Origin of the sequence: Cupriavidus sp. KB_39, from assembly GCF_052114485.1 — a bacterium.
Classification (GTDB): Bacteria; Pseudomonadota; Gammaproteobacteria; order Burkholderiales; family Burkholderiaceae; genus Cupriavidus.
In genome coordinates this window covers 18512-39651 of record NZ_JBFREV010000035.1, presented here as the reverse complement: position 1 = coordinate 39651, position 21140 = coordinate 18512, and the positions used below count along the sequence as shown (strand labels likewise).

At 68.6% G+C, this 21140-nt stretch carries 20 protein-coding genes; 8 read left to right on the top strand and 12 right to left on the bottom strand.

Translation table 11 applies throughout. The annotated features are described in order from the left end of the window. Positions 1-30: 30 nt before the first annotated feature. Positions 31-1059, bottom strand: a complete 1029-nt coding sequence (locus AB4Z27_RS22545; protein ID WP_092293386.1) for a tripartite tricarboxylate transporter substrate-binding protein — start codon at positions 1057-1059, stop codon at positions 31-33. A 286-nt stretch (positions 1060-1345) separates the two neighbouring features. On the opposite strand from AB4Z27_RS22545, the gene AB4Z27_RS22540 reads away from it, so the two are divergent. Genes AB4Z27_RS22540 through AB4Z27_RS22530 form a run of 3 tightly spaced genes read left to right on the top strand, consistent with a single transcriptional unit; the run spans position 1346 to position 4797 of the window. Continuing rightward, a complete protein-coding gene (locus AB4Z27_RS22540; RefSeq protein WP_092293388.1) occupies positions 1346-2515 on the top strand; it encodes an acyl-CoA dehydrogenase family protein in 1170 nt (389 codons plus the stop codon). A 16-nt stretch (positions 2516-2531) separates the two neighbouring features. Continuing rightward, positions 2532-3914, top strand: a complete 1383-nt coding sequence (locus tag AB4Z27_RS22535) for an MmgE/PrpD family protein (protein ID WP_441645304.1) — start codon at positions 2532-2534, stop codon at positions 3912-3914. A 19-nt stretch (positions 3915-3933) separates the two neighbouring features. Further along, positions 3934-4797 (top strand): FAS1-like dehydratase domain-containing protein, encoded by an 864-nt coding sequence (locus tag AB4Z27_RS22530; RefSeq protein ID WP_092293392.1) that lies wholly within the window; start codon positions 3934-3936, stop codon positions 4795-4797. Positions 4798-4807: 10 nt separating this feature from the next. Here the strand turns inward: AB4Z27_RS22530 and AB4Z27_RS22525 are convergent, their stop codons facing one another. The 5 genes from AB4Z27_RS22525 to AB4Z27_RS22505 all read right to left on the bottom strand — a co-directional run bounded on the left by AB4Z27_RS22525 (position 4808) and on the right by AB4Z27_RS22505 (position 10351). Continuing rightward, entirely contained in the window at positions 4808-6232 is a 1425-nt protein-coding gene (locus AB4Z27_RS22525) for a DUF1996 domain-containing protein (protein WP_441645303.1), read from the bottom strand. Positions 6233-6369: 137 nt separating this feature from the next. Further along, the gene (locus AB4Z27_RS22520) at positions 6370-7548 is read right to left on the bottom strand and encodes a thiolase (protein ID WP_092293396.1); all 1179 of its coding nucleotides are present in this window, start codon (positions 7546-7548) and stop codon (positions 6370-6372) included. Between the two features lie 3 nt (positions 7549-7551). After that, the gene (locus tag AB4Z27_RS22515; RefSeq protein WP_441645302.1) at positions 7552-7959 is read right to left on the bottom strand and encodes a Zn-ribbon domain-containing OB-fold protein; all 408 of its coding nucleotides are present in this window, start codon (positions 7957-7959) and stop codon (positions 7552-7554) included. A 19-nt stretch (positions 7960-7978) separates the two neighbouring features. Continuing rightward, complete coding sequence (locus AB4Z27_RS22510; protein WP_092293400.1) at positions 7979-9523, bottom strand: acetolactate synthase large subunit; 1545 nt, start codon at positions 9521-9523, stop codon at positions 7979-7981. A gap of 75 nt (positions 9524-9598) precedes the next feature. Then, positions 9599-10351: a GntR family transcriptional regulator gene (locus AB4Z27_RS22505; RefSeq protein WP_092293402.1), complete on the bottom strand. Its 753-nt coding sequence runs from the start codon at positions 10349-10351 to the stop codon at positions 9599-9601. Positions 10352-10591: 240 nt separating this feature from the next. Between AB4Z27_RS22505 and AB4Z27_RS22500 the strand changes: the two genes are divergently transcribed. Next, positions 10592-11089, top strand: coding sequence for an acyl-CoA thioesterase (locus AB4Z27_RS22500; protein ID WP_092293404.1), 498 nt, complete (start codon positions 10592-10594; stop codon positions 11087-11089). A 24-nt stretch (positions 11090-11113) separates the two neighbouring features. Here the strand turns inward: AB4Z27_RS22500 and AB4Z27_RS22495 are convergent, their stop codons facing one another. From AB4Z27_RS22495 to AB4Z27_RS22485, 3 genes are all read right to left on the bottom strand, one after another. Beyond that, entirely contained in the window at positions 11114-12538 is a 1425-nt protein-coding gene (locus AB4Z27_RS22495; RefSeq protein ID WP_441645301.1) for an ATP-binding protein, read from the bottom strand. Positions 12539-12767: 229 nt separating this feature from the next. Further along, positions 12768-12971, bottom strand: coding sequence for a CsbD family protein (locus tag AB4Z27_RS22490; RefSeq protein ID WP_092293408.1), 204 nt, complete (start codon positions 12969-12971; stop codon positions 12768-12770). Between the two features lie 33 nt (positions 12972-13004). After that, the gene (locus AB4Z27_RS22485) at positions 13005-13577 is read right to left on the bottom strand and encodes a hypothetical protein (RefSeq protein WP_092294329.1); all 573 of its coding nucleotides are present in this window, start codon (positions 13575-13577) and stop codon (positions 13005-13007) included. 278 nt (positions 13578-13855) lie between these two features. On the opposite strand from AB4Z27_RS22485, the gene AB4Z27_RS22480 reads away from it, so the two are divergent. The 4 genes from AB4Z27_RS22480 to AB4Z27_RS22465 all read left to right on the top strand — a co-directional run bounded on the left by AB4Z27_RS22480 (position 13856) and on the right by AB4Z27_RS22465 (position 17324). Continuing rightward, positions 13856-14374, top strand: a complete 519-nt coding sequence (locus AB4Z27_RS22480; protein ID WP_441593667.1) for a sigma-70 family RNA polymerase sigma factor — start codon at positions 13856-13858, stop codon at positions 14372-14374. Beyond that, positions 14371-15162 carry an anti-sigma factor family protein gene (locus AB4Z27_RS22475; protein ID WP_441645300.1) on the top strand — a complete coding sequence of 264 codons (792 nt, stop codon included), beginning with the start codon at positions 14371-14373 and terminating at the stop codon, positions 15160-15162. The genes AB4Z27_RS22480 and AB4Z27_RS22475 overlap by 4 nt, the downstream gene beginning before the upstream one ends. 136 nt (positions 15163-15298) lie before the next feature. Continuing rightward, entirely contained in the window at positions 15299-16435 is a 1137-nt protein-coding gene (locus tag AB4Z27_RS22470) for an FAD-dependent monooxygenase (protein ID WP_441645299.1), read from the top strand. 40 nt (positions 16436-16475) lie between these two features. Then, positions 16476-17324: an IclR family transcriptional regulator gene (locus AB4Z27_RS22465; RefSeq protein ID WP_441645298.1), complete on the top strand. Its 849-nt coding sequence runs from the start codon at positions 16476-16478 to the stop codon at positions 17322-17324. 58 nt (positions 17325-17382) lie between these two features. Here the strand turns inward: AB4Z27_RS22465 and AB4Z27_RS22460 are convergent, their stop codons facing one another. The 3 genes from AB4Z27_RS22460 to AB4Z27_RS22450 all read right to left on the bottom strand — a co-directional run bounded on the left by AB4Z27_RS22460 (position 17383) and on the right by AB4Z27_RS22450 (position 21132). After that, on the bottom strand, positions 17383-19566 hold the full coding sequence (locus AB4Z27_RS22460) for a molybdopterin cofactor-binding domain-containing protein (protein WP_441645297.1): 2184 nt from the start codon (positions 19564-19566) through the stop codon (positions 17383-17385). After that, positions 19550-19990, bottom strand: coding sequence for a (2Fe-2S)-binding protein (locus AB4Z27_RS22455; protein ID WP_092293420.1), 441 nt, complete (start codon positions 19988-19990; stop codon positions 19550-19552). Before AB4Z27_RS22455 ends, AB4Z27_RS22460 begins: the two co-directional genes overlap by 17 nt. 128 nt (positions 19991-20118) lie before the next feature. After that, complete coding sequence (locus tag AB4Z27_RS22450) at positions 20119-21132, bottom strand: tripartite tricarboxylate transporter substrate binding protein (RefSeq protein ID WP_441645296.1); 1014 nt, start codon at positions 21130-21132, stop codon at positions 20119-20121. Positions 21133-21140 lie beyond the last annotated feature (8 nt).

Genomic DNA, 21140 nt, shown 5'->3' with positions numbered 1-21140 from the left:
GTCTCCCGCCGCCCCGGGGTCAGCGGGCCGTCAGTCCGCCTTCACCCCGGCTTCCTTGATGATCGGCGACCATTTGTCGATCTCCGCCGCCAGCCAGGTGCGCAGCCCCTCAGGCGTCTGCTTGTCCGCCGGCACGATCACCGCGCCGAGTTCCTGGAGCCGCGCCGCCACCGCCGGGTCCTTCAGCGAGGCGCGCAGCGCGCCGTTGAGCTTGTCGATCACCGCCGGCGGCGTGCCCTTGGGCGCGTAGATGCCGTGCCAGACCTTGACTTCGAAGCCCTTCAGGCCGCCCTCGCGCAGCGTGGGGGTATTCGGCAGCGCGGGAATCCGCTCCGCCGTGGTCACGCCGTACAGCTTCACCTTCTCCGCCTTGATATGCGGCAGCGTCTGCGTGGTCTGGTCGCAGAGCACATCCACCTGACCGCCCAGCAGCGCGGTCAGCGCCGGCGCGGTGCCCTGGTACGGAATCGTCTGCAATTCCACGCCGATGGCCTTCTGGAACAGCATGCCGCATAGCTGCGACACGGCGCCCAGCCCGGCGTTCGCCAGGTTCACCTTGTTCTGGTTCTGCTTGATATAGGTAATCAGCTCCGGCAGCGTGTTGGCCGGCAGGTCGTGCCGGCCCAGCAGCGTCATCGGCACGTCCGCCACCTGGCCGACGAAGCTGAAGTCCGTCAGCGGCTTGTACGACAGCTTGGAGTACAGCGCCGGCGCCGTGGCCATGCCGTTGTGATGGATCAGGATCGTGTAGCCGTCCGGCGCGGCCTTGGCCACGTAGGCGGCGGACACCGTGCCGCCCGCCCCGAGGCGGTTTTCCACCACCACGGTCTGGCCCAGCGACTTGGACATCGCCGCCGCCACCGAGCGCGCCACCACGTCCGTGGGGCCGCCCGCCGCGAATGGCACGACCATGGTGATGGGCTTGGCCGGATACGGGTCTGCCGCGTGGCTGCGTCCCGGCAGGGTCAGGGCCACGGCGGCGGCCATGCCAAGTGCCGCCCACAGCACGTTTCGGCAATGATGGGCGATCACGGCGGTCTTCGGCCTGGATGATTTCATACAGCGTCTCCTGGGTGCGCGTGTTCCACGCGTCTGGTTTGAGAATCGATGGCCGCAGCGTGGAAGCAATCGCCGCGCGGCACAATTCCGATTTGCCGAAGGCGGAGCACGGCGCCCGTGAAGTGCAAGGGTTCCCCCTAATGGGTCCCTGCCCCCCCCGGACCGGCCGGGCCAGATTTCCCAAACCCCCTGGCCCCGCCCCAAAGCCTCGCTTCGGCAAATCCGAATGTCCCCGGCGTGGCCCCTCGGGAATAATGGCCACACTTCGACACGGACCGACATTGCCATGCTTCCCGAACAGGACCAAGACCAGATTTACCCGGAAATCCGCGAAGCCGTGCGCGACCTCTGCGCGGGTTTCGACTCCGCCTACTGGCAGCGGGTGGAGGAACAGAACGCGTTTCCGGAGACCTTCGTCCAGGCGCTGACGCAGGCCGGCTGGCTCTCCGCGCTGATTCCCGAAGCCTACGGCGGCTCCGGCCTGCCGCTGACGGCGGCGTCGGTGATCATGGAGGAGATCAACCGCAGCGGCGGCAACTCGGGCGCCTGCCACGGCCAGATGTACGTGATGGGCTGCCTGCTGCGCCATGGCTCCGAGGCCCAGAAGCAGCGCTGGCTGCCGGCCATCGCCTCCGGCGAGCTGCGCATGCAGTCGATGGCCGTGACCGAGCCGACCACCGGCACGGACACCACCAAGCTCAAGACCACCGCCGTGCGCCAGGGCGACAAATACATCGTCAACGGCCAGAAGGTGTGGATTTCGCGCGTGCAGCACTCGGACCTGATGCTGCTGCTGGCCCGCACCACGCCGCTGGATCAGGTGAAGAAGAAGTCGGAGGGCCTGTCCGTGTTCGTGGTGGACCTGCGCGAGGCCATCGGCAAGGGCCTGACCGTCCAGCCGATCCGCAACATGGTCAACCACGAGACCAACGAGCTGTTCTTCGACAACCTGGAGATCCCCGCCGAGAACCTGATCGGCGAGGAAGGCCGTGGGCTCAAGTACATCCTCGACGGCCTGAACGCCGAGCGCATCCTGATTGCCGCCGAGTGCATCGGCGACGGCTACTGGTTCGTCGAGCGCGCCAGCAGCTATGCGCGCGAGCGCATCGTGTTCGACCGCCCCATCGGCCAGAACCAGGGCGTGCAGTTCCCCATCGCCCGTTCGTTCGTCAACGTGGAGGCGGCCAGCCTGATGCGCTACAAGGCCGCCCAGCTGTTCGACGCCGGCAAGCCCTGCGGCAAGGAGGCCAATATCGCCAAGCTGCTGGCCGCCGATGCCTCGTGGGAGGCCGCCAACGTCTGCCTGCAGACCCACGGCGGTTTCGGCTTCGCCGCCGAGTACGACATCGAGCGCAAGTTCCGCGAGACGCGCCTGTACCAGGTGGCGCCGATCTCGACCAACCTGATCCTGTCCTACGTGGCCGAACACGTGCTGGACCTGCCCCGTTCCTACTGAGATTGCCGAGATTCCCATGTCCCACCAAGCCGCACCGCAATACCCGACGCGCCAGCTTTGCGMCTTCCTGGCCCGCCTGACGCTCGACGACGTCCCCGCGCCGGTCATCGAGCGCACCAAGGACCTGTTTCTCGACTGGATGGCATCGGCCATCGCCGGCAAGGACGCGCCCGCCGTGCGCCGCATCCAGGAATTCGCCGCCGCGATGGGGCCGCAGGGCGGCGACGCCGAGGTCTTTGTCGACCGGCGCCGCACCTCGCCCTACTTCGCCGCGCTGATCAACGGCGCCTCGTCCCACGTGGTGGAACAGGATGATGTGCATAACGGCTCGGTGCTGCATCCGGCCGCCGTGGTGTTCCCGGCCGTGGTGGCCGCCGCGCAGGCCGAGGGCAAGACCGGCGCCGAGGTGCTGCTGGCCAGCATCGCCGGCTACGAGGCCGGYATCCGCATCGGCGAATTCATGGGCCGCTCGCACTACCGGGTGTTCCACACCACCGGCACGGTCGGCACGCTGGCGGCTGCGGCGGCGGTGGCCAAGCTGTTTGGCCTGGATGCGGAAGGCATCAACCAGGCGCTCGGCACCGCCGGCACGCAGGCCGCCGGCCTGTGGGAATTCCTGCGCGACGCCGCCGACTCCAAGCAACTGCACACGGCCAAGGCCGCCGCCGATGGGCTCCAGTCGGCCTGGCTCGCCCGCGCGGGCTTTACCGGCGCCCGGCAGATCCTCGAAGGGGCGCAGGGCATGGCTGCCGGCATGTCGAGCGATGCCAACCCCGCCGCGCTGACCGATGGCCTGGGCACGCGCTGGGCCACGGCAGAGACCTCGTTCAAGTTCTTCGCCTCGTGCCGCCATACGCACCCCGCCGCCGACGCGCTCAAGGCGCTGATGCAGCGCGATGGCCTGCGCGCCAGCGACATCGCCGCCGTCACCGCCCATGTACATCAGGGCGCCATCGACGTGCTCGGCCCGGTGGTGGACCCGCGCACCATYCATCAGGCCAAGTTCTCGATGGGCACCGTRCTCGGGCTGGTAGCCTGGTATGCCCACGCCGGGCTGGGTGAATTCGAGGAGCACGCGCTGCGCGACGCCGAGGTGGCCGCGTTCCGCGACAAGGTCACCATGGAGCTGGACGACGAGATCAACGCCGCCTATCCGCGCCAGTGGATTGGCCGCGTGACCGTGCGCACCAACGATGGCCGCACGCTAGGCGCCCGCGTGGACGTACCCAAGGGTGATCCGGACAACACGCTGTCGCGCCCCGAACTGGAGRCCAAGGCRATCCAGCTCGGCGCGTTCCGGCACGGCGCCACGGAAGCCGAGATGCGCACGATCATCGCGCGCGTCTGGCAACTCGAACAGGCGGCCGACGTGCGCGACTGGCTGCCGTTCGCCCGCTGACAGGAAGGAATCCAATCCCATGACCCAGACCCCCACGCTCGAACAACTGCGCGAATGGATCGGCCGCTCTGAGACACGCACCGAGACCCTCGCGCCCGAACCAGTCCTCGCGCTGGCCGCCACGCTGGACCTCGATGGCGAAGCCGTCGCCAGCCAGCCCCTGCCGCCGCTATGGCACTGGCTCTACTTCCTGCCGCGCGCCCCGCAACGCGACCTCGGCGCCGATGGCCATCCCGCGCTGGGCGGCTTCCTGCCGCCCGTGCCGCTGCCGCGCCGCATGTGGGCCGGCGGCGARCTGACGTTCACGCGCGGCCTGCGCGTGGGCGACACGGTGACCAAGACCTCMACCATCACCGATGTGCAGCACAAGTCCGGCCGCACCGGCGAACTCTGGTTCGTGACGGTGGACCACGTGCTGACCGTGGACGGCGAGACCGCGCTGACCGAGCGGCACGACATCGTCTATCGCGCCATGCCCGAGCGCGGCACCCCCCAGCCGCCGCGCCCACGCCTGCCCCACACGGCGCAGTTCGGCCGCACGCTGCAGGCCGATCCGGTCATGCTGTTCCGCTTCTCGGCGCTCACGTTCAACGGGCACCGCATCCACTACGACCTGGACTACGTGCGTGACGTGGAAGGCTATCCCGGGCTGATCGTCCACGGCCCCCTGCAGGCCATGCTGATGCTGGAGCTGCTGCGGCACGCCCGGCCTGAGGCACGGGTGGCGCGCTTCGGCTTCCGTGGCGTGGCGCCGCTGTTCCATCAGGACACGGTGAGCGTAGGCGGGCAGGACGACCCGGAGCGCGATGGCCGGGTCATCCTGTGGACCGGCGACGATGCSGGCGGCCAGGCYATGCAGGCCTGGGCCGAGGTGGCGCGCTGAGCCAGSGCGCTCAGAGCGGATTCAACGCATAGAGGTACAGGATGGCGCCGTTCGCGCCYTCCTTGCTGTCGAACTTGAAGSCRTTGCCGGACGGGTTGCCACGGATGCAGAACGAAATGGTGTCGTGGCCGCCGGCAATGGCCGTCTTGACCAGATCCGTGACGTTGAAGTACCGGTACGCCTTGGCCGTATCCAGGTACAGCGTAGCGGATGGCCCGCCGCAGGTCGGCGCGTTATGGTTGTTGATATGGTCCTCGTGCCAGTTGGTCGCCGTGCTCTGCGCACTGATGATGGCCGTGGCATCCACGCCGCCGCCCCAGATCATCAGCCGGTACTCCGGCGTGAACTCGGGCGGGATCTCCACGGCGCCCTTCGGAATCGGCATCATGATGTAGATCTTCGATTCCGGCTCGCTGCCGACCGCACGCTGGGTAAGCAGCGATGCCTCCTGCCCGAAGTTATCGTTCGCGGTCTCGCCGCCACGGACGGTGGCGTCCGCGGTAGGCCGGGTGAACGCATAGGCCACGGTGCGGGAGCAGGAACGGCTGAGGTTCAGGCAGTATTCGACGATGTACCGCATCGCGTCTTCGGTCCAGCCATTGAAGAAATCGGCATGGGCCGTGTAGATCGAGCCCCAGTTCAGGCTCTCCACATTCCCGTTCTTGTCCAGCGTCGGGTCCATCGAGAGCTGCGCGTCCGTCAGATCCCTCACATCACCAATYTGGTAGGCGAGATTGAAGCTCAGGTGCGGCAGCGGCACGGGGTAGTCCGTCGGGCAGACCCCGTCGGCATTGGCATAGGCGATGTTGTTCCGGCCGCTTCGGAACGGATGCAGGTGCACCCCGTCCCAGCAGTTCGGAAACGCCAGCGCGATATTCAGCTGGACGTTGCCATTCGCGTCCGGCACGCAATCGTTCGGSGGCGTRCGGGTGTAGCCCTTCTTCGATCCCGTGCAGAGGAAGTTGACCGCCACGCTGGGCCCYGTGCCACGGTGATCGCCGGCCAGCATCTGCAGCCCGGGCGGAATCACCGTGACCCGCCGGTGCGTGTTCGCCGGGAAGGCCCGGTTCTGGTAGTAGGTCTTCTGGTACTGGGGCGCCACCACGCGCCCATCCGGCAGCTTCAGCGAAGGCGCCCAGTAGGACGTGTTGTCCGCCGCGTTCTCGCAGGTGGAACTGTGCTCCGTGTACAGGTCTTCCGCCGTGGTGTTACCAGTGGTGGTGGTATGGCCGAAGAAGTCATGCGACATCGCGATCCCCGGCTTGCCGGGGTAGATGATCGGATCGTCCGGTAGCCGGTGCGAGTACGTGCAGCTGACGTTGGCGGCCCCCTCGCCAATCGCCTCGCCGCGCGCACTTGGGGCGCCGAACCACACGGCGGCCAGCAACACGCCGCCGCAGAGCACCGCGATCGAGTAATACAGGCGACTTTTCATGATGGAATCTCCCTCGCTGTGTGGATGCGAAGGATGTTCCCGCCATGGTCCCGACGGGACAATGGACGATGATGGGTCATCCCTCACCGCGCGCCGGGAGTCCCCCGCGCGGGTGAGGGAGGCGGGTCAGAGCGGAATCAGAGCGCCGCCGCCGTGCCCAGCAGCGCGGTGGACTGGCTGGACAAGGTCCCGCCATTGCCGTGCACGAGCGCGATCTCCGCCCCCGCCACCTGCCGTTCGCCGCACTCGCCGCGCAGCTGCCGCACCGCCTCGATGGTGATGAACATGCCGTACATGCCCGGATGCACGCATGACAGGCCGCCACCGTTGGTGTTCACCGGCAGCCGCCCGCCCGGGGCGATGGCCCCGCCGCTGACGAACGCCCCGCCCTCGCCCTTGGCGCAGAAGCCCAGGTCCTCGAGGAACAGGATCGTGTTGATCGTGAAGGCGTCATAGAGTTCGAGCACGTCCACGTCGGACGGCTTGAGCCCCGCCATCGCGAAGGCCCGGGCGCCGCTTTCCTGCGCCGCCGTCACCGTCACGTCCGGCATCGACGAAATCTGCCGGTGCCAGGTGGCCGTGGCGTTGCCGAGCACGTACACCGGCGGCTTGGCCAGCGACTTCGCGCGGTCGGCCCGCACCATCACGTAAGCGCCGGCGCCATCGGTCACCAGGCAGCAGTCGCGCACCGAGAGCGGGTCGGACACCATGCGGGCGCCCAGCACGTCCTCGATGGAGAGCGGGTCGCGCATCATCGCCTCGGGGTTCATCCGCGCCCACTGGCGCGCCGCCACGGCCACCTCGGCCAGCTGCGTGCGCGTGGTGCCGTACTGGTGCATGTGCCGCGCGGCGGCCAGCGCGTAGGAGGTGATCGGCGCCAGCGGCTGGTAGGGGTTCTCGTACGGCTGCGGGTCCAGCACGGCGCGCACCTTGCCGATGCCTGCCCGGCCCACCGTGGAGGTGCGCTGGTTGCTGCCGTAGCAGACCAGCACGGCGTCGCAGAGGCCGGCTTCCAGCGCCATCATCGCGGGCAGCATGTGCGAGACGAAGCTCGAGCCGCCGATCATCGTGCTGTCGACGAACTTCGGCTGGATGCCGAGGTACTCCGCCACCGGCATGACCCACATGGTGGCGCCGACGCTGGCCGTGGCGATGCCGTCGATGTCGCGCATCGACAGGCCGGCATCCTTGACGGCCGCCTTGGCCGCCTCCACGAGGATTTCCATCTCGGTCTTGCCATGGGCCTCGCCGAGGCCGGCCTGGCCCACGCCGACAATGGCCACGCCGCCGCGCAGGTGCGATCCGTTGCTTGCCATGGTTCAGCCCTCCCCAACCAGATCGAACACGACCAGCGCCGGTTCGGTRTCGCTCWTTGCCGGCGCCACRCGCGCCTTGACGCGCATGCCGATGCGCACMTCGGCCGGGGCGATGCCCTCGACCCGGCTCATCATCCGCACGCCTTCGTCCAGGTCCACCAGCACCACGTTGTAGTCGCCGCCCGCGTCGGGCTTGCGGCGCACCACGCTGGTCGAGTAGACCGTGCCGGTGCCGGCGGGGGTGGTCCAGGCCAGCGCATCACCGCCGCAGTGCGGGCAGATATTGCGCGGATAGAAGACATGGCGATGGCAGCCCCCGCAAAGCTGGATGCGGAACTGGCCGGCGGCCAGCGCCTCGGCGTACTGCTTGTCCGGACCGGGATCGGTCACGGCAGGAATGGATTGCGGCATGGGGTCTCCGGAAGGCGGGTCAGATCACCAGTTCGATCAGGAACGGGCCCTTGCGCTGGTTGGCCATCGCGAAGAGATCGGCAAAGGTTTCCATGTTGTCCGCGCGCGCGGCCTCCACGCCCATGCCGTTGGCCATCTTGACCCAGTCCAGGTCCGGATTGCCGAGGTCGAGCATGTCGAGCGCGGTCTTGCCCGGGTTGGCGCCCACACCGGCCAGCTCACCCAGCAGGATCGCGTACTTGCGGTTGGCCAGCAGCACGATGGTGACGTCGAGCTTCTCGCGCGCCATGGTCCACAGCGATTGCAGCGTGTACATGCCCGAGCCATCGGCCTGCAGGGCCACCACGCGGCGGTCCGGTGCGGCGATGGCGGCGCCGGTGGCCAGCGGCAGGCCGGCGCCGATCGCACCGCCCGTCAGTTGCAGCCAGTCGTGCGGGGCGGCGTGCACGGTGCCCGGATAGAAGGCTCGGCCGAAGCTCACGCTCTCCTCCACCACCACGGCCTGCTCCGGCAGCAGCGCGGCCAGCGTCTGCGCCACGGCCTCGGAGGTCACGGCGCCCTTGGCGGTCTCGCGCGGCACCTGGGTGGCGGCAGCCGGCAGCGCGGCGTTGCGGGCGCCCAGTTCGTCGGCCAGCCGGGCCAGCGCCTCGGCCAGGTCTTCCTCGGCACGGGCCAGCACATGGATATTGGCGTCCTCGGGGTACGGGCGCGGCGACTGGCCCGGGTAGGCGAAGAACGTCACCGGCGCCGGCGCACCCACCAGGATCACGTTGCGGATGCCGGCGAGCTTGGCGCGCGCGACATCGCCCGAATACGGAATCCGGTCGACGGCCAGCCGGCCCCGGCCACGCGTGACGCGGGCGTTGGACATCGGCGTGATCAGGCGCGCGTCCGTGGCGGCGGCGATGCGGTGCGCATCGGCCAGCGCGGCTTCGCGCAGCGCGCTGCCGGCCAGCACGATCAGCGTGGGCTGGCCGCTGCGCAGCACGCGCGCGGCGTTCTGCACGGCGTCCGGGGAAACCTTGGGCACCGGCAGCGCCGGCAGCGGCGCGGCCACCTGGCCGCCGGCATCCCAGCACACGTCTGACGGCAGGATCAGGCTGGCGACACCACCCGGCGCGCCGCGCGCAGCCTGCACCGCCACGGCGGCGTCAGCCCCTACCGAGGCGGCACGGGTGGCCGTGCGCGTCCACACGGACACCGGGCGCGCCCAGCCTTCGGTATCGGCGGTCAGCGGCGCGTCGAGCGGCCGGTGGTAGGTCGCCTGATCGCCAATGATGTTGACGATGGGCGTCTGCGCGCGCCGTGCGTTATGGAGATTCGCCAGCCCATTGGCGAGGCCCGGGCCGCAGTGCAGCAGCGTGGCGGCCGGCTTGTCGGCCATGCGGGCGTAGCCGTCAGCGGCGCCGGTCACCACCCCCTCGAACAAACCCAGCACGCAGCGCATGCCGGGAATGCGGTCCAGCGCGGCCACGAAATGCATCTCGCTGGTGCCGGGGTTGGCGAAGCAGGTATCCACGCCGCAGGCCAGCAGCGTCTTGACCAGGCTTTCCGCGCCGTTCATCGGGGATTGGGTCGTCTCCATGTCTCGGGTTCCGTTCGGGTTATTTGTTGAGTGGGATCTGAATAATGTGCGGCATCAACCACGTGATGCCAGCAAGTCGAAATCTAGGCAGACGAATTCCGTCGGGAACTCGATGCGCGCGTAGTACACGATCACGTCGTCCACGCAGGCGAAGCGGCGCAACTCCGCCACCGGCGCGCCGACTGGCAGCTCCAGCGCCTTGGCGGCGTCGCCGCCGGCCGCCACGATGGACAGCCGCTGGCGCGCCGCCGAAACCTGGAGGCCGGGAAAGCGGTCCAGCACCGGCACCGAGGCGCCCTGGCGGAATGCCTCGGGCTCGCGCGCGAACACGGCTGCTTCTATATAGACCTCGCCCACGGCGAACGGCCGGCCGTCCAGCCGATGGGCGCGATGCAGGAAGTGATAGGCGGCGGCGCGGCGGGCGTCGCACGGCATGCCGAGGTCATCCGGCAGCGGCACGTCGGCGGTGGATTCGACGATGGCCTCGGTGGACAGGCGRTCGCCCACGGCCACGGCCTGATCCCAACTGGTCGGCAGCGCCAGCGGGCGACGGTCACGCCCTGCCGCCTTGACGAAGGTGCCCCGCCCGCGCGAGCGCGCGACCAGCCCTTCGGCATCCAACTGGGAGATGGCGTGGTGCATGGTCATGCGCGCGACGCCGTATTCGCGACACAGCGCYTCGAGTGACGGAATCTGCTCACCGGGCCGCCATGCGCCGCTCTCGATCTGCCGGCGGAAGATCGTGGCGAGCTGGAGATAGACCGGCTCGCGGCTGCGGGAGAGAAGTTGGGCGGCGGCGTCGGACATGCGCGGCGCGAGATGCGCACTAATAAGATAGGGCGACTTTATAAAAGTCTAGTTGGCTAGACTACTAGGGTTTACGGCAAACCCCTTCCTCTCTCCCTTATCTGGCGCCGCTCTCGCGTGTGTTTACCCCTCCACGTCCGCCCATGGCCGGTGACAAAGCCCCGCAGAATGCCTCCATGCCCCGCGCGACGCCGGGGCGGGCGTGGCTGCCGCTTTGCAGCCATCTAAAGGAGTCATTCCATGTTGATGCGAGACGTGATCCCGCAAGTGCTGAACCGCGGTACGGCCCTGCTTGGCCAGGACGTACTGGAGACCCCGCCTCAAAAGACCTTCCACCATGCGATCGACATCTATCTCAAGGATTCGAATGCGTTCATGAACACTTACTTCGCCCGGTACTTCGAATGGCAGGGCATCTGCCGCGAGCGCTGGTTCCACGAGTGCATCCACGGCAACCTGCTGGCCGCCGGCGGCGTGTTCGTGACCAAGCGCGCCCACCAGGAGTACGTGGAGGAAACCTTCCCGTTCCAGCGCGTGGACTGCTACCTGAACACCTTCCAGGTGCGCCAGTGCTCGGCCTACCTGCTGTTCCGCTTCTGCGTGGAGGGGCGGCCGGTGTCGCTGGGCTACCAGCAGATCGTGTTCGCGGACCGGGACAAGCGCATCACGCGCTTCCCGAAGGAAATCATCGACAAGGTGAAGGAATACGAGCTGGTGCTGCCGCCGCTGACTAACTGATGRGTCGCGCGCCGTCGGGCTGGTTCAGCCGGTGGCGCGCGTGGGGAAGGGGCTGTCCGGCTCCACCGTGGCGTGGAAGCGCGGCAGCCGCAGCGTGAAGGTGGTGTGCACGCCCGGCACGGACTCACAGTCGATGCGGCCGCCAAACGCATCGGCCACGCGACGGCAGAAGGCCAGCCCGAGGCCGTTGCCGCTCCCGTGCGCCTTGGTCGAGAAGAACGGGTCGAAGATACGCGGCAGCACATCGGCGGGAATGCCCGAACCCGTATCGCGGCAGCGCAGCAGGTAGAAGCCGCCCTCGGCCGCGCCCGAGATCTCGATCCCGCCCTCGCCCTGCGCACGCACGGCGTAGAGGCCGTTCTTCAGCAGATTGAACAGCACGTAGACCAGCAGCGTGTCCGAGCCGACGAAGCGCCAGCCGGCCGGCATCGGCGCCAGGTGCACGCGCTCGCGCTCGCCGGGCTGGAACGGGTAGCGCGCCAGCGCCGCCTCCACGCAGGCCGCCAGCCCGTGCGGGGCAAAGCTGCGTCGATCCACACGCTCCAGCGTGACSGAGGCCAGCGCCATGTCGATGACCGTGCTGGTGCCATCCACCTCGCGCGTGATGCCCTCCACCACCGTGCCCATGCGCTCRAGCTGCCCCGGCCGCAGGCGATCTTCGATCAGCCCGTGCGCCACGGCAAGCCGGTAGCCCTCGATGACCTGCGGGAAGGTCCGCGCCATCTCCTGCGCCTGCATGCGGATGGTGGCCAGCGGCGTGCGCACCTCGTGCGCCACGGTGGCCGCCAACGAGTACGGATGCATGAGGTTGTAGCGCACCACGGTCACGGCGAGGATGCCCAGGCTCAGCGCGATGCACACCACGCCCGGCGGATAGAACGCGTAGCCGTAGTTGACCGCGTAGTCGACCGCAGCCAGCGAATAGAGGCCCAGGCTTACCAGACAGAGATTGAAGCGGCGGCGGCGCTCCACGGTGGCATTGGCGCGCGCCACCCAGAGCAGCCATGCGCACCGGCACGCCAGCACCGCGGTCTGCGCCACATGCAGCGGATGCAGCGGCCCGGCCTTCGGATAATCGCCAAAAAACAGGGTGTAGTAGCCGGACACCACCTGGCTCGTGGTCAGCAGCAGCACGGCGAGGATCAGGCTCAGGCCGTATGAGGCCAGCACGGCGGGCCGCTCGCGGCGGCACTCGGTGACCTCGCAAATGAACTGGTAGAAGGTGGTCGGCAGGAACAGGATGAACAGGTAGCCGACCTTGGCGAGCACCACCGCCACGTCCGGGTGCGTGGCCTGGAACAGGAACGCCCAGGTGCCCTGCCACGCGAAAGTGGTCACGCACATCAGGAAGAACGCCGCCGACACGCGTGTCACGCCCTGGGTCACGAGCACATAGAGCCCATACCCAAGGAAGATCGCGGAAACGAAGGCGGGAAGGATCGCGTACATGCACAGCCGCGATGCGCGCGGCGCAGCAGGAGGGACCGCCATGGTACGGCGTGCGTGATCTGTCCGCACTAAAATTGGCTGTATTCAGACCTAAGCCGCGCTGAATTCGCAACGGTTACGGCCCTGCCCCACCGAAGGGGAATGGTGCTCCGTGGGGAAACAAAAACGGCGGGACTGATCGTCCCGCCGTGCGGAATGCCTGCCGGCATCGCTGCCGGCCCGTGCTGGATTACCAGCGCGTGTCGCGTTCCCAGGCCTTCAGTTCTTCCTCGGTGCGCTCCTTGGTGTAGCCATAACGCTCCTGGATGCGGCCTGCGAGCTGGTCCCGCTTACCGTTGATGACCGTGAGGTCGTCGTCGGTGAGCTGGCCCCACTTCTCCTTGACCTTGCCCTTGGCCTGTTCCCACTTGCCTTCGATCTGGTCCCAATTCATGTACCACTCCTGTTGGCTATCCGACGGATTGGATTACTTGGCGTACTTGGCCTTCACGTTGGCCTGGCACTTGTCCTTGGCATCGCCGGACATCGCATCGCACTTTTCCTTGTCAGCCTTGTAGGCGGCGTCCACGGTGTCCTTCTTGGCGTCGGCGCGGGCTTCGGCCACATCGGTGCTGGTGCCCGTGGCGGCGGCCTTCTCAGTCTTGGCCGGGGCCAGGTTACGTTCGTGCGTGGCCTTGGCTTCCTTCACGCACACGTCCTTGTCGTTACCCTTCTTGTCGTCGCACATTTCCTTGGCGACGTCATAGTCACGGTCGGCCTTGGTCTTCATGGCCTTGGCGTGGGCTTTCTCGGTGCCGTCGCGCTTGGCTTCGGCGTTGGCCTTGGCCACGTCACGGTCACGCTTGGCTTCGGCCTTGCAGACGTCCTTGGCGTTGGCCTTGAGGCCATCGCACTTGCTGCTGGCCGCCTTGTAGTCCGCATCCGCCTGCTTCGTGGCGGCGTCGTAGTCGGCTTTGGAGCCGGCCTGGGCGTAGGCGACGCCTGCCGGGGCGGCGAACATCATCGAACACATTGCTGCGGCAAGCCACTTTTTGGTCATCATGTCGTGCTCCTTTTCTTGGTGGATCCTTTGGACGGAACCCTGTTCTAGCCACACGCTGCATCACACTCGCTGCGTCATGGCCACGCTGTACTTGCAGGTTACGTTTCCCCACCAGATCGAAGCAGAAGACCGCTGCTGAAATGTACGTAAGACAATTCCGACACTTCACATTTTTATTCAGTGGCGATGGAATAAAGTCGGGCATGGCGGGAATAAGCGCCCATGCCGTTCGTCTTACGCTGCAAGCGGTACAAGAACTTTTCCGGACACTCGCCATGAGCCAGACCYTGACCGACGACGCCCTGCGCGAAGTCATTCCGCGCCTGCGTCGCTTCGCCCTCACGCTGACCCGGCAGGAGGCGAGCGCCGACGACCTGGTGCAGGCGTGCCTGGAGCGCGCGCTGTCGCGCGGCGCCGCCCGCCACCACGACGGCGACCTGCGCGCATGGTTGTTCACAATCCTGTACCGCCAGTTCCTCGACGGCCAGCGCCGCGCCAAGCGCTACGCCGGCGTGCTGGCGCTGTTCGGCGTGGGTGACGATGCCGACATGGCGCCCTCCACCGAGGACGTGGTGCTGGCCCGCTCCGCGCTGCAAGCCTTCAACCACCTGCCGGCCGAGCAGCGTGCGCTGCTCACGCTGATCACCGTGGAGGGCCTGACCTACCAGGAAGCCGCCGATACGCTGGGCGTGGCCATCGGCACCATCATGTCCAGGCTGTCGCGCGCCCGCAAAGCCATGCGCGACATGACCGAAGGCCAACCCGCCCGTCCCACCGTCCAGGTCCTGAAATGACCATCCACAAGACGACCCAACACTCCCTGATGCCCGCCGACGCCGAACTCCACGCCTATGTGGATGGCGAACTCGACACTGCGCGCCGCGCCCAGATCGACGCGCTGCTGCCCACGCACCCGGACCTCGCCCGCCAGATCGACGCSATCCGGGCCGCCGCCCAGCAACTGCGCGCGAGCCTGCCGGAGCCCTCCCCGGCGGACACCCCSGCGCGGCTCGACCCCTTCCRCATCCGCCGCACCCTGCGCGACCGCGCGCAGCGCCGCATGGCCGTGGCCGCCTCGCTGGTGATGGCGCTCGGCATCGGCGGCGTGGGCGGCTGGCAGACCCGCGAACTCGCCATGCGCCAGAACTATCTGCCGATGGCCGACGCCGTGCAGGCCTACCGCATGTTCGCGGCCAGCGAGGGGCCGCAGGTGGTGGATGTGAGCGCGACCGATCCGCGCGCGCTCCAGTCCTGGCTCGACCGTCACTTCGTCCAGCCCGCCCCGCTGCCCGATTTCACCCAGTACGGCTTCCGGCCCGCCGGCGGGCGGCTGATGCCGACCGAGCAGGGCACGGCGGCGATGGTCCTGTACCGCAACGACCAGGGCCAGACCATCGTCTATTACGTACGGCCGCCGGGCAACCTGCTGCGCTTCGGCAACGGCAACCGGCAGGACGGCAACCTGCTGGCGCAGTACTGGCGGCAGGGCCGCTACTCCTATGCGGTGGTCAGCCCCACCGATACGCCGGTGACGCGCACGCTTCAGCAGGCGATCGAACCGTCACGCCGCGATGCCACCTAAATAGATAGCTCGATTCCCCGCTTGACGGGGCGCGCCATGCTCAATATTCTTTTTATGAACTTGTCGTTCATATTTGAACATTTCATTGAGCAGTCGGCCGACGCGTAACGCATCGGCCACAAGACGGAGCGCCCCCATGGTTTCAGGAAAGATCGGCATCAACGGTGCCGGCATTGGCGGACTGGCCGCCGCCATYGCCCTGCGCAAGCTCGGCATGGATGTCGTGGTCTACGAGCAGGCGGCGCGGTTCGCACGTGTCGGCGCGGACATCAATCTCACGCCGAACGCGGTGCGCGCGCTGGACGGCCTGGGCGTGGGCGCCGCGCTGCGCGAAACGGCGGCCCGGCCCACGCACCGCATCAGCCGCACCTGGGACACCGGCGCGGAAACCTCCCGCCTCGCCATGTCGGACGAAGCCGAGCAGCGCTACGGYGCGCCGCAGCTCACCATGCACCGGGGCGACCTGATGGCCGCGCTGGAAGCCGCCGTGCCGGGCGCCTGCGTGCGGCTGGCGCATAAGGCCACCCACGTCGCGCCGAAGGACGGCGGGCGCGGCGCCACGCTGCGCTTCGCCAACGGCAATACCGAGGAGGTGGACGTGCTGATCGGCGCCGATGGCATCCACTCGATCGTCCGCACGGCCCTGCTGGGCGAGGAACACCCGATCTTCACCGGCGTGGTGGCCTACCGCGCCGTGGTGCCGGCGGAGAAGCTGGCCGGCGTGCCGAACCTCGGCGCCTTCACCAAGTGGTGGGGGCCCGAGCCGACCAGCCAGATCGTGACCTTCCCGCTCAATCGTGGCCGCGAGATCTTCGTGTTCGCCACCGTGGCGCAGGACAGCTGGCGCAACGAGTCCTGGACCACGCCGGGCCGGGTCGAGGACCTGCGCGCCGCCTACGCCGGCTTCCATCCCGATGCCCGCGCACTGCTCGACGCCTGCGACGACGTGCTGATCTCCGCGCTGTACGTGCGCGACCCGCTGCCGTCCTGGTCGACCGGCCATATCGCGCTGATGGGCGATGCCTGCCATCCGATGATGCCGTTCATGGCGCAGGGCGCCGGCATGGCGATCGAGGACGGCGTGGTGCTGGCGCGCTGCCTGTCCGATGCCAGCGACGACACCATCCCCGAGGCGCTGGCGCGCTACCAGGCGGCCCGCCACGACCGCACCAGCCGCATCCAGATCGGCTCGCGCGGCAACGAGTGGCTCAAGGCCGGCGGCAACGCGGACTGGGTGTACGATTACAACGCCTGGAACGTGGCGCTCGGCTGATCCTGCCTGCACCCGTTCCGTTTTTCTTTTCCACGTGCCGATGCCCAAGACCGCCGCGCCAGACGACTCCCTCGACAACCCCAATGCGTTCGATAGCGACGATGCCAGCGGCGGGTCGCAGGCGCTCGTGACCCCGGTCATGCGCGGCCTGCGGCTGCTGCGCTTCATTGCCGAAGGCGGCTCGACGGCCAATCTGAGCGAGGTGGGCCGGCGCATCGACGTGAACCGCGTGACGGTGATGCGCCTGCTGGCCACGCTGGAGCACGAGGGCATGGTCGAGCGGCTGCCGCAGGGCGGGCACACGGTGGGGTTCTCGTTCCTGAAGCTGGCGTCACGCGTGCTGGCGGCGAACGACCTCACCACCTTCGCGCGGCGCGTGCTGGCGCAGCTGAGCGGCTCACTGCAACTGTCGGCCTATCTGGCGGTACCGGACGGCGGCCACGTGCTCTACCTGCTGCGGGACATGCCCAACACCGGGCTGGTCAGCAACATCCAGGTCGGCAGCCGCGTGCCGGCGCACCTGACCACGCCGGGACGGATGCTGATTGCGCACCTGTCGCCCGAGGCGCTGCGCGAGCGGCTGGGCGATGACCCCCTGCCCACCGTGACCGGCCAGAGCCCCGCCACGCACGCCCGGCTGGCGGAGATCCTCGGCGCGGACCTGGAGCGCGGCTGCGCGTGGAGCTTCTCGGCCTTCGAGCCGGGCATCGACGCCTGCGCCGCGCCGGTGATGGATGCCACGGGCGACGTGATCGCCGCGATCAGCGTGGCCGGCCCGCAGCAGCGCTTCGAGGCGGACGGCACGCTGCGCGAACGGGTGGAAAAGGAAGTGAAAGCGGCAGCGAAGGACCTGTCGGCGCTGCTGGGGTATCGGGCGGGCAAGCGCTAAACGGCTTCGGGATACGCCGCCCCTCTCCCCCGGCCCCTCTCCCGCTAGCGGGCCACCGTCAAGCCTCCAGCTTCATCGGCATCGACCTGCGCCGGGCCTTGGTCGCCAAGTACAGCGCGTGCGCCACGGCGGGCGCCACCGGGCCGAGCGACACCTCGCCGCAGCCCTGCGGGGGCCGGTCGCTCGGCACGATCACCACGTCGAYCTTCGGCATCTCCGCCAGTTGCAGCAGCGGATAGTCGTGGAAGTTGCTCTGCTGCACCACGCCCGCCTTGAACGTGATCTCGCTCTTGAGCGTGTTGGTCAGCGCAAAGCCGATGCCGCCCTCGATATTGGCGCGGATCAGGTTCGGGTTGATCGCCCGTCCGCACTCCACCGCACAGACCACGCGCCGCACCCGGAACGCCTTGCCGCTGCGCTCCAGCTCCAGCGCCATCGCCACATAGGTCTGGAATGCCTCGCCCCGCCCCGTGTAGAGGTTGAACGTGAACCCGCGCGACACCCCGGGCGCCGGCTTGCGGTCCCAGTTCGCCGCCTTGGCCGCCGCGTCCAGCACCCGCAGCGCCAGCGGGTTGTGCGCCAGCAGCGCGCGGCGGTAGCGGTACGGGTCCATGCCGGCCGCGTCGGCCATCTCGTTGACGAAGCTCTCCAGCATGAAGATGCTCGACGTGGAGCCCACGCTGCGCATGAAGCTGACCGGAATTGGCTGCTTCACGTCGATCATGTCGACCTTCAGGTTGGGCACGCGGTAGACGCAGTCGTAGAGCGCTTCCAGCATGGTCTCGTCCCAGCCGCCGTTCTTCGCCATGCGCTCGGCCTTGATCACGCCGTAGAGCGACTGGCCGGTCAGCCGGGCATGCAGCGCGCGCGGCAGGCCCTTGTCGTCGAGCACGGCGCGGAAGCGCCCCGACACCCCGGGCCGGTAGAAGCCATGGCGGATGTCGTCCTCGCGCGAGCGGATGACCTTGACCGGCTTGCCCACCGCCGCCGAGGCCCGCGCCGCGTGCACCACGAAGTCCGGCAGGAACTTGCGCCCGAAGCTGCCGCCAAGGAAGGTGGTGTGGACGATGATCGTCTCGGGCTTGCGCTGGTAGAGCTTGCCGAGCGCGTTGCGCACGAAGTCCTGGCCCTGGATCGGCCCCCAGACCTCGATGGCGTCCTCGCGCACGTGCACGGTGGCGTTCACCGACTCCATCGTGGCGTGGACGATGTAGGGCGTGTGGTAATCGGCCTCGACGAGCTTGCCGCCGGCGGCCAGCACCGCGTCCGGGTCGCCCAGCTGCGTCGCCACCACGGCCTCGGGGGCGCCGAGCGCGGCCTGGCGCGCGGCCAGGATCTGGTCGCTGTCGAGCGACCTGGACGRGCCGGGATCGACCTCCAGCTCCAGCGCATCGGCGCCCTTCTTGGCGAGCCAGTAGCTCGTGGCGACCACGATGGCSGCGTCCGGCGCCTGCACCACGGCCTGCACGCCCGGCATGGCCTTGACGGCTTYGGCGTTGCGCAGGCCGGTGACCYTGCCCGTCACGGTGGGGGCGAACTTCAGCGCGCCGTACAGCATGCCCGGCACCTTCACGTCGATGCCGAATTCGGCGGACCCGTCGACCTTGGCCGGGGTGTCCAGCCGCTGCAGGTCCTTGCCGATCAACTGGTGCGCGGCTTCGTTCTTGAGGCGCGGCGTGGGGTTCAGCGGCAGCTTCGCCGCCTCTTCGGCCAGCTCGCCATAGCTGAACGAGCGGCCCGTGGCGCCGTGATAGACGCGACCCTTCTCCGTGTAGCACTGGCCCGGGCGCACCTGCAGGCGCTTGGCGGCGGTCATCACCAGTACCTCGCGCGCCTGSGCKCCGGCMAYGCGCAGCCGCTGGTAGAACAGCGTGGCGGACATCGACGCGCCAACGAACTGCTGCGGCTCCTCGTACGCGGCGCCGGTGCGGTAGGCGTCCCGGCCGGTSACGAAGGTCACGGCCACCTGCTGCCAGTCGGCGTCCAGTTCATCGGCCAGCACCTGCGGCATGCCGGTRTAGACGCCCTGCCCGCACTCGCACTGCGACAGCCCGAGCGTGATCTTGCCGTTCGGCTCGATCCAGATCCAGTCCGTGATCTCATGCGTGCCGTGCGGGCCGCTGTCCACGGTGCGGGAGGCCAGCGCCGGCAGCGGAATGCAAAGCGCGCCGGCCAGCGCCATGCCGCCCTTCAGGAAGCCGCGCCGCGCGGGGCTGGCGATGGGGTTACTTTGCGGCAGCATGAACGGCCTCCCGGATGCGGTGGTAGGTGGCGCAACGGCACAGGTTGCTGACCGAGGCGTCGATCTCCTTGTCGGTGGGGTGCGGATTCTGCTTGAGCAGCGCCGTCACCGCCATGACCATGCCGGACTGGCAGTAGCCGCACTGCGGCACGTCCTTGGCGATCCACGCCTGCTGCACCTTGGACGAGCGGTCCGGCGAGAGCCCTTCGATGGTGGTGACCTTGCGGCCCGCCACGCTGGAGACCGGCGTCACGCACGACCGCTGCGCGTTGCCATCCACATGCACGGTGCAGGCGCCGCATGCGCCGATGCCGCAGCCGTACTTGGTGCCGGTCAGGCCGGCGTCATCGCGAATCACCCACAGCAGCGGCGTATCGCCGTCGCCGTCGAAGCGGGTCGCTTTTCCGTTCAACACAAAATCCATGATTGCCCTCGCTCGTGCAAGAAGTCACGCTGAAATGACGGCCGCAGGCCACCCTGCACGGCGCAGGGTGCGGCCAGGTACGACTGGGTTGGAAACTCGGGGAGGGGCGTCTGAGGGACGCCCGGAGGCTATTCCGCCGTGATGTGGTACGTGCGGATCAGCGTGGCCCACGCCGCGGTGTCGTCGCGGATGCGCGCGGCCAGGGCGTCGGGGGTGCTGGCCACGGGCTCGAGGCCCTGGCGCTTCAGGTCATCGCGCACGCTCGCGGTGGCGAACAGCGTGCGCACATCGGCGGCCAGCGCATCGGCCAGCGGCTGGGGCGTGGCGGACGGCACCAGCAGGGCGTACCAGGAACTGACGTCGATGCCGGGCATGCCCTGCTCGGCCAGCGACGGCACGTCCGGCGCCGCCGGAGAGCGCTTCGACTGGGTGACGGCCAGCGCGCGCAGCGCGCCGGACTGGATGAACGGCGCCAGCGTGGGCCACGTGCCGAGCAGCACGGGCACCTGCCCGCCCACCACATCGGTCACGGCCTGGGTGGTGCCTTTGTAAGGGACATGAAGCATGGTCACGCTGGCCTTGTTGCGGAACAGCTCGCCGGCCAGATGCAGGCCGCTGCCGACGCCGGGACTGGCGTAGCCGAGCGGCGACTTCGCCTGATCCGCCTGCTTCGCCAGCGCGATCAGTTCCGGCACGGTGCGCGCCTTCACCGCCGGGTTCACGGCCAGCACGTTGGGCGAGCTGGCCAGCAGCGAGACGGGCCGGAAATCGCGCGTGACCTGATAGGACAGCGCGGGGAACAGCGTGGGGTTGATGGTCAGGTTGCCGGCCGGCACCACCAGCCAGGTGCAGCCATCGCCCGCCGCACGGCGCACCGCGTCGATGCCGATATTGCCGTTGGCGCCGGGCTTGTTGTCGACGACCATCGTGGCGGCCTTGCGGTGGGGTAGCTGCTGGAGCCCCTGCGACAGCGTGCGGGCAAGCTGGTCGGCCGGGCCGCCGGCCGGGAACGGCACCACGATCCGCACCGTGTGACAGGCCGGGGCGGCCTGTGCCATACCCGCTGCCCCCATCGCCACCATCGCCACCATCGCCACCATCGGCAGCACTGCCGCCATCCCCATCCACCGTGCTTTCCTCATGCCAGCCC

Excerpts from the sequence above, each read along its gene's own strand:
- AB4Z27_RS22490 (WP_092293408.1), bottom strand. The coding sequence starts at position 12,971 with ATGAATTGGGACCAGATCGAAGGCAAGTGGGAACAGGCCAAGGGCAAG.
- AB4Z27_RS22520 (WP_092293396.1), bottom strand. The coding sequence starts at position 7,548 with ATGGCAAGCAACGGATCGCACCTGCGCGGCGGCGTGGCCATTGTCGGC.
- AB4Z27_RS22465 (WP_441645298.1), top strand. The coding sequence starts at position 16,476 with ATGCCCAAGACCGCCGCGCCAGACGACTCCCTCGACAACCCCAATGCG.
- AB4Z27_RS22540 (WP_092293388.1), top strand. The coding sequence starts at position 1,346 with ATGCTTCCCGAACAGGACCAAGACCAGATTTACCCGGAAATCCGCGAA.
- AB4Z27_RS22500 (WP_092293404.1), top strand. The coding sequence starts at position 10,592 with ATGTTGATGCGAGACGTGATCCCGCAAGTGCTGAACCGCGGTACGGCC.
- AB4Z27_RS22485 (WP_092294329.1), bottom strand. The coding sequence starts at position 13,577 with ATGACCAAAAAGTGGCTTGCCGCAGCAATGTGTTCGATGATGTTCGCC.
- AB4Z27_RS22545 (WP_092293386.1), bottom strand. The coding sequence starts at position 1,059 with ATGAAATCATCCAGGCCGAAGACCGCCGTGATCGCCCATCATTGCCGA.
- AB4Z27_RS22455 (WP_092293420.1), bottom strand. The coding sequence starts at position 19,990 with ATGGATTTTGTGTTGAACGGAAAAGCGACCCGCTTCGACGGCGACGGC.
- AB4Z27_RS22450 (WP_441645296.1), bottom strand. The coding sequence starts at position 21,132 with ATGAGGAAAGCACGGTGGATGGGGATGGCGGCAGTGCTGCCGATGGTG.
- AB4Z27_RS22510 (WP_092293400.1), bottom strand. The coding sequence starts at position 9,523 with ATGAACGGCGCGGAAAGCCTGGTCAAGACGCTGCTGGCCTGCGGCGTG.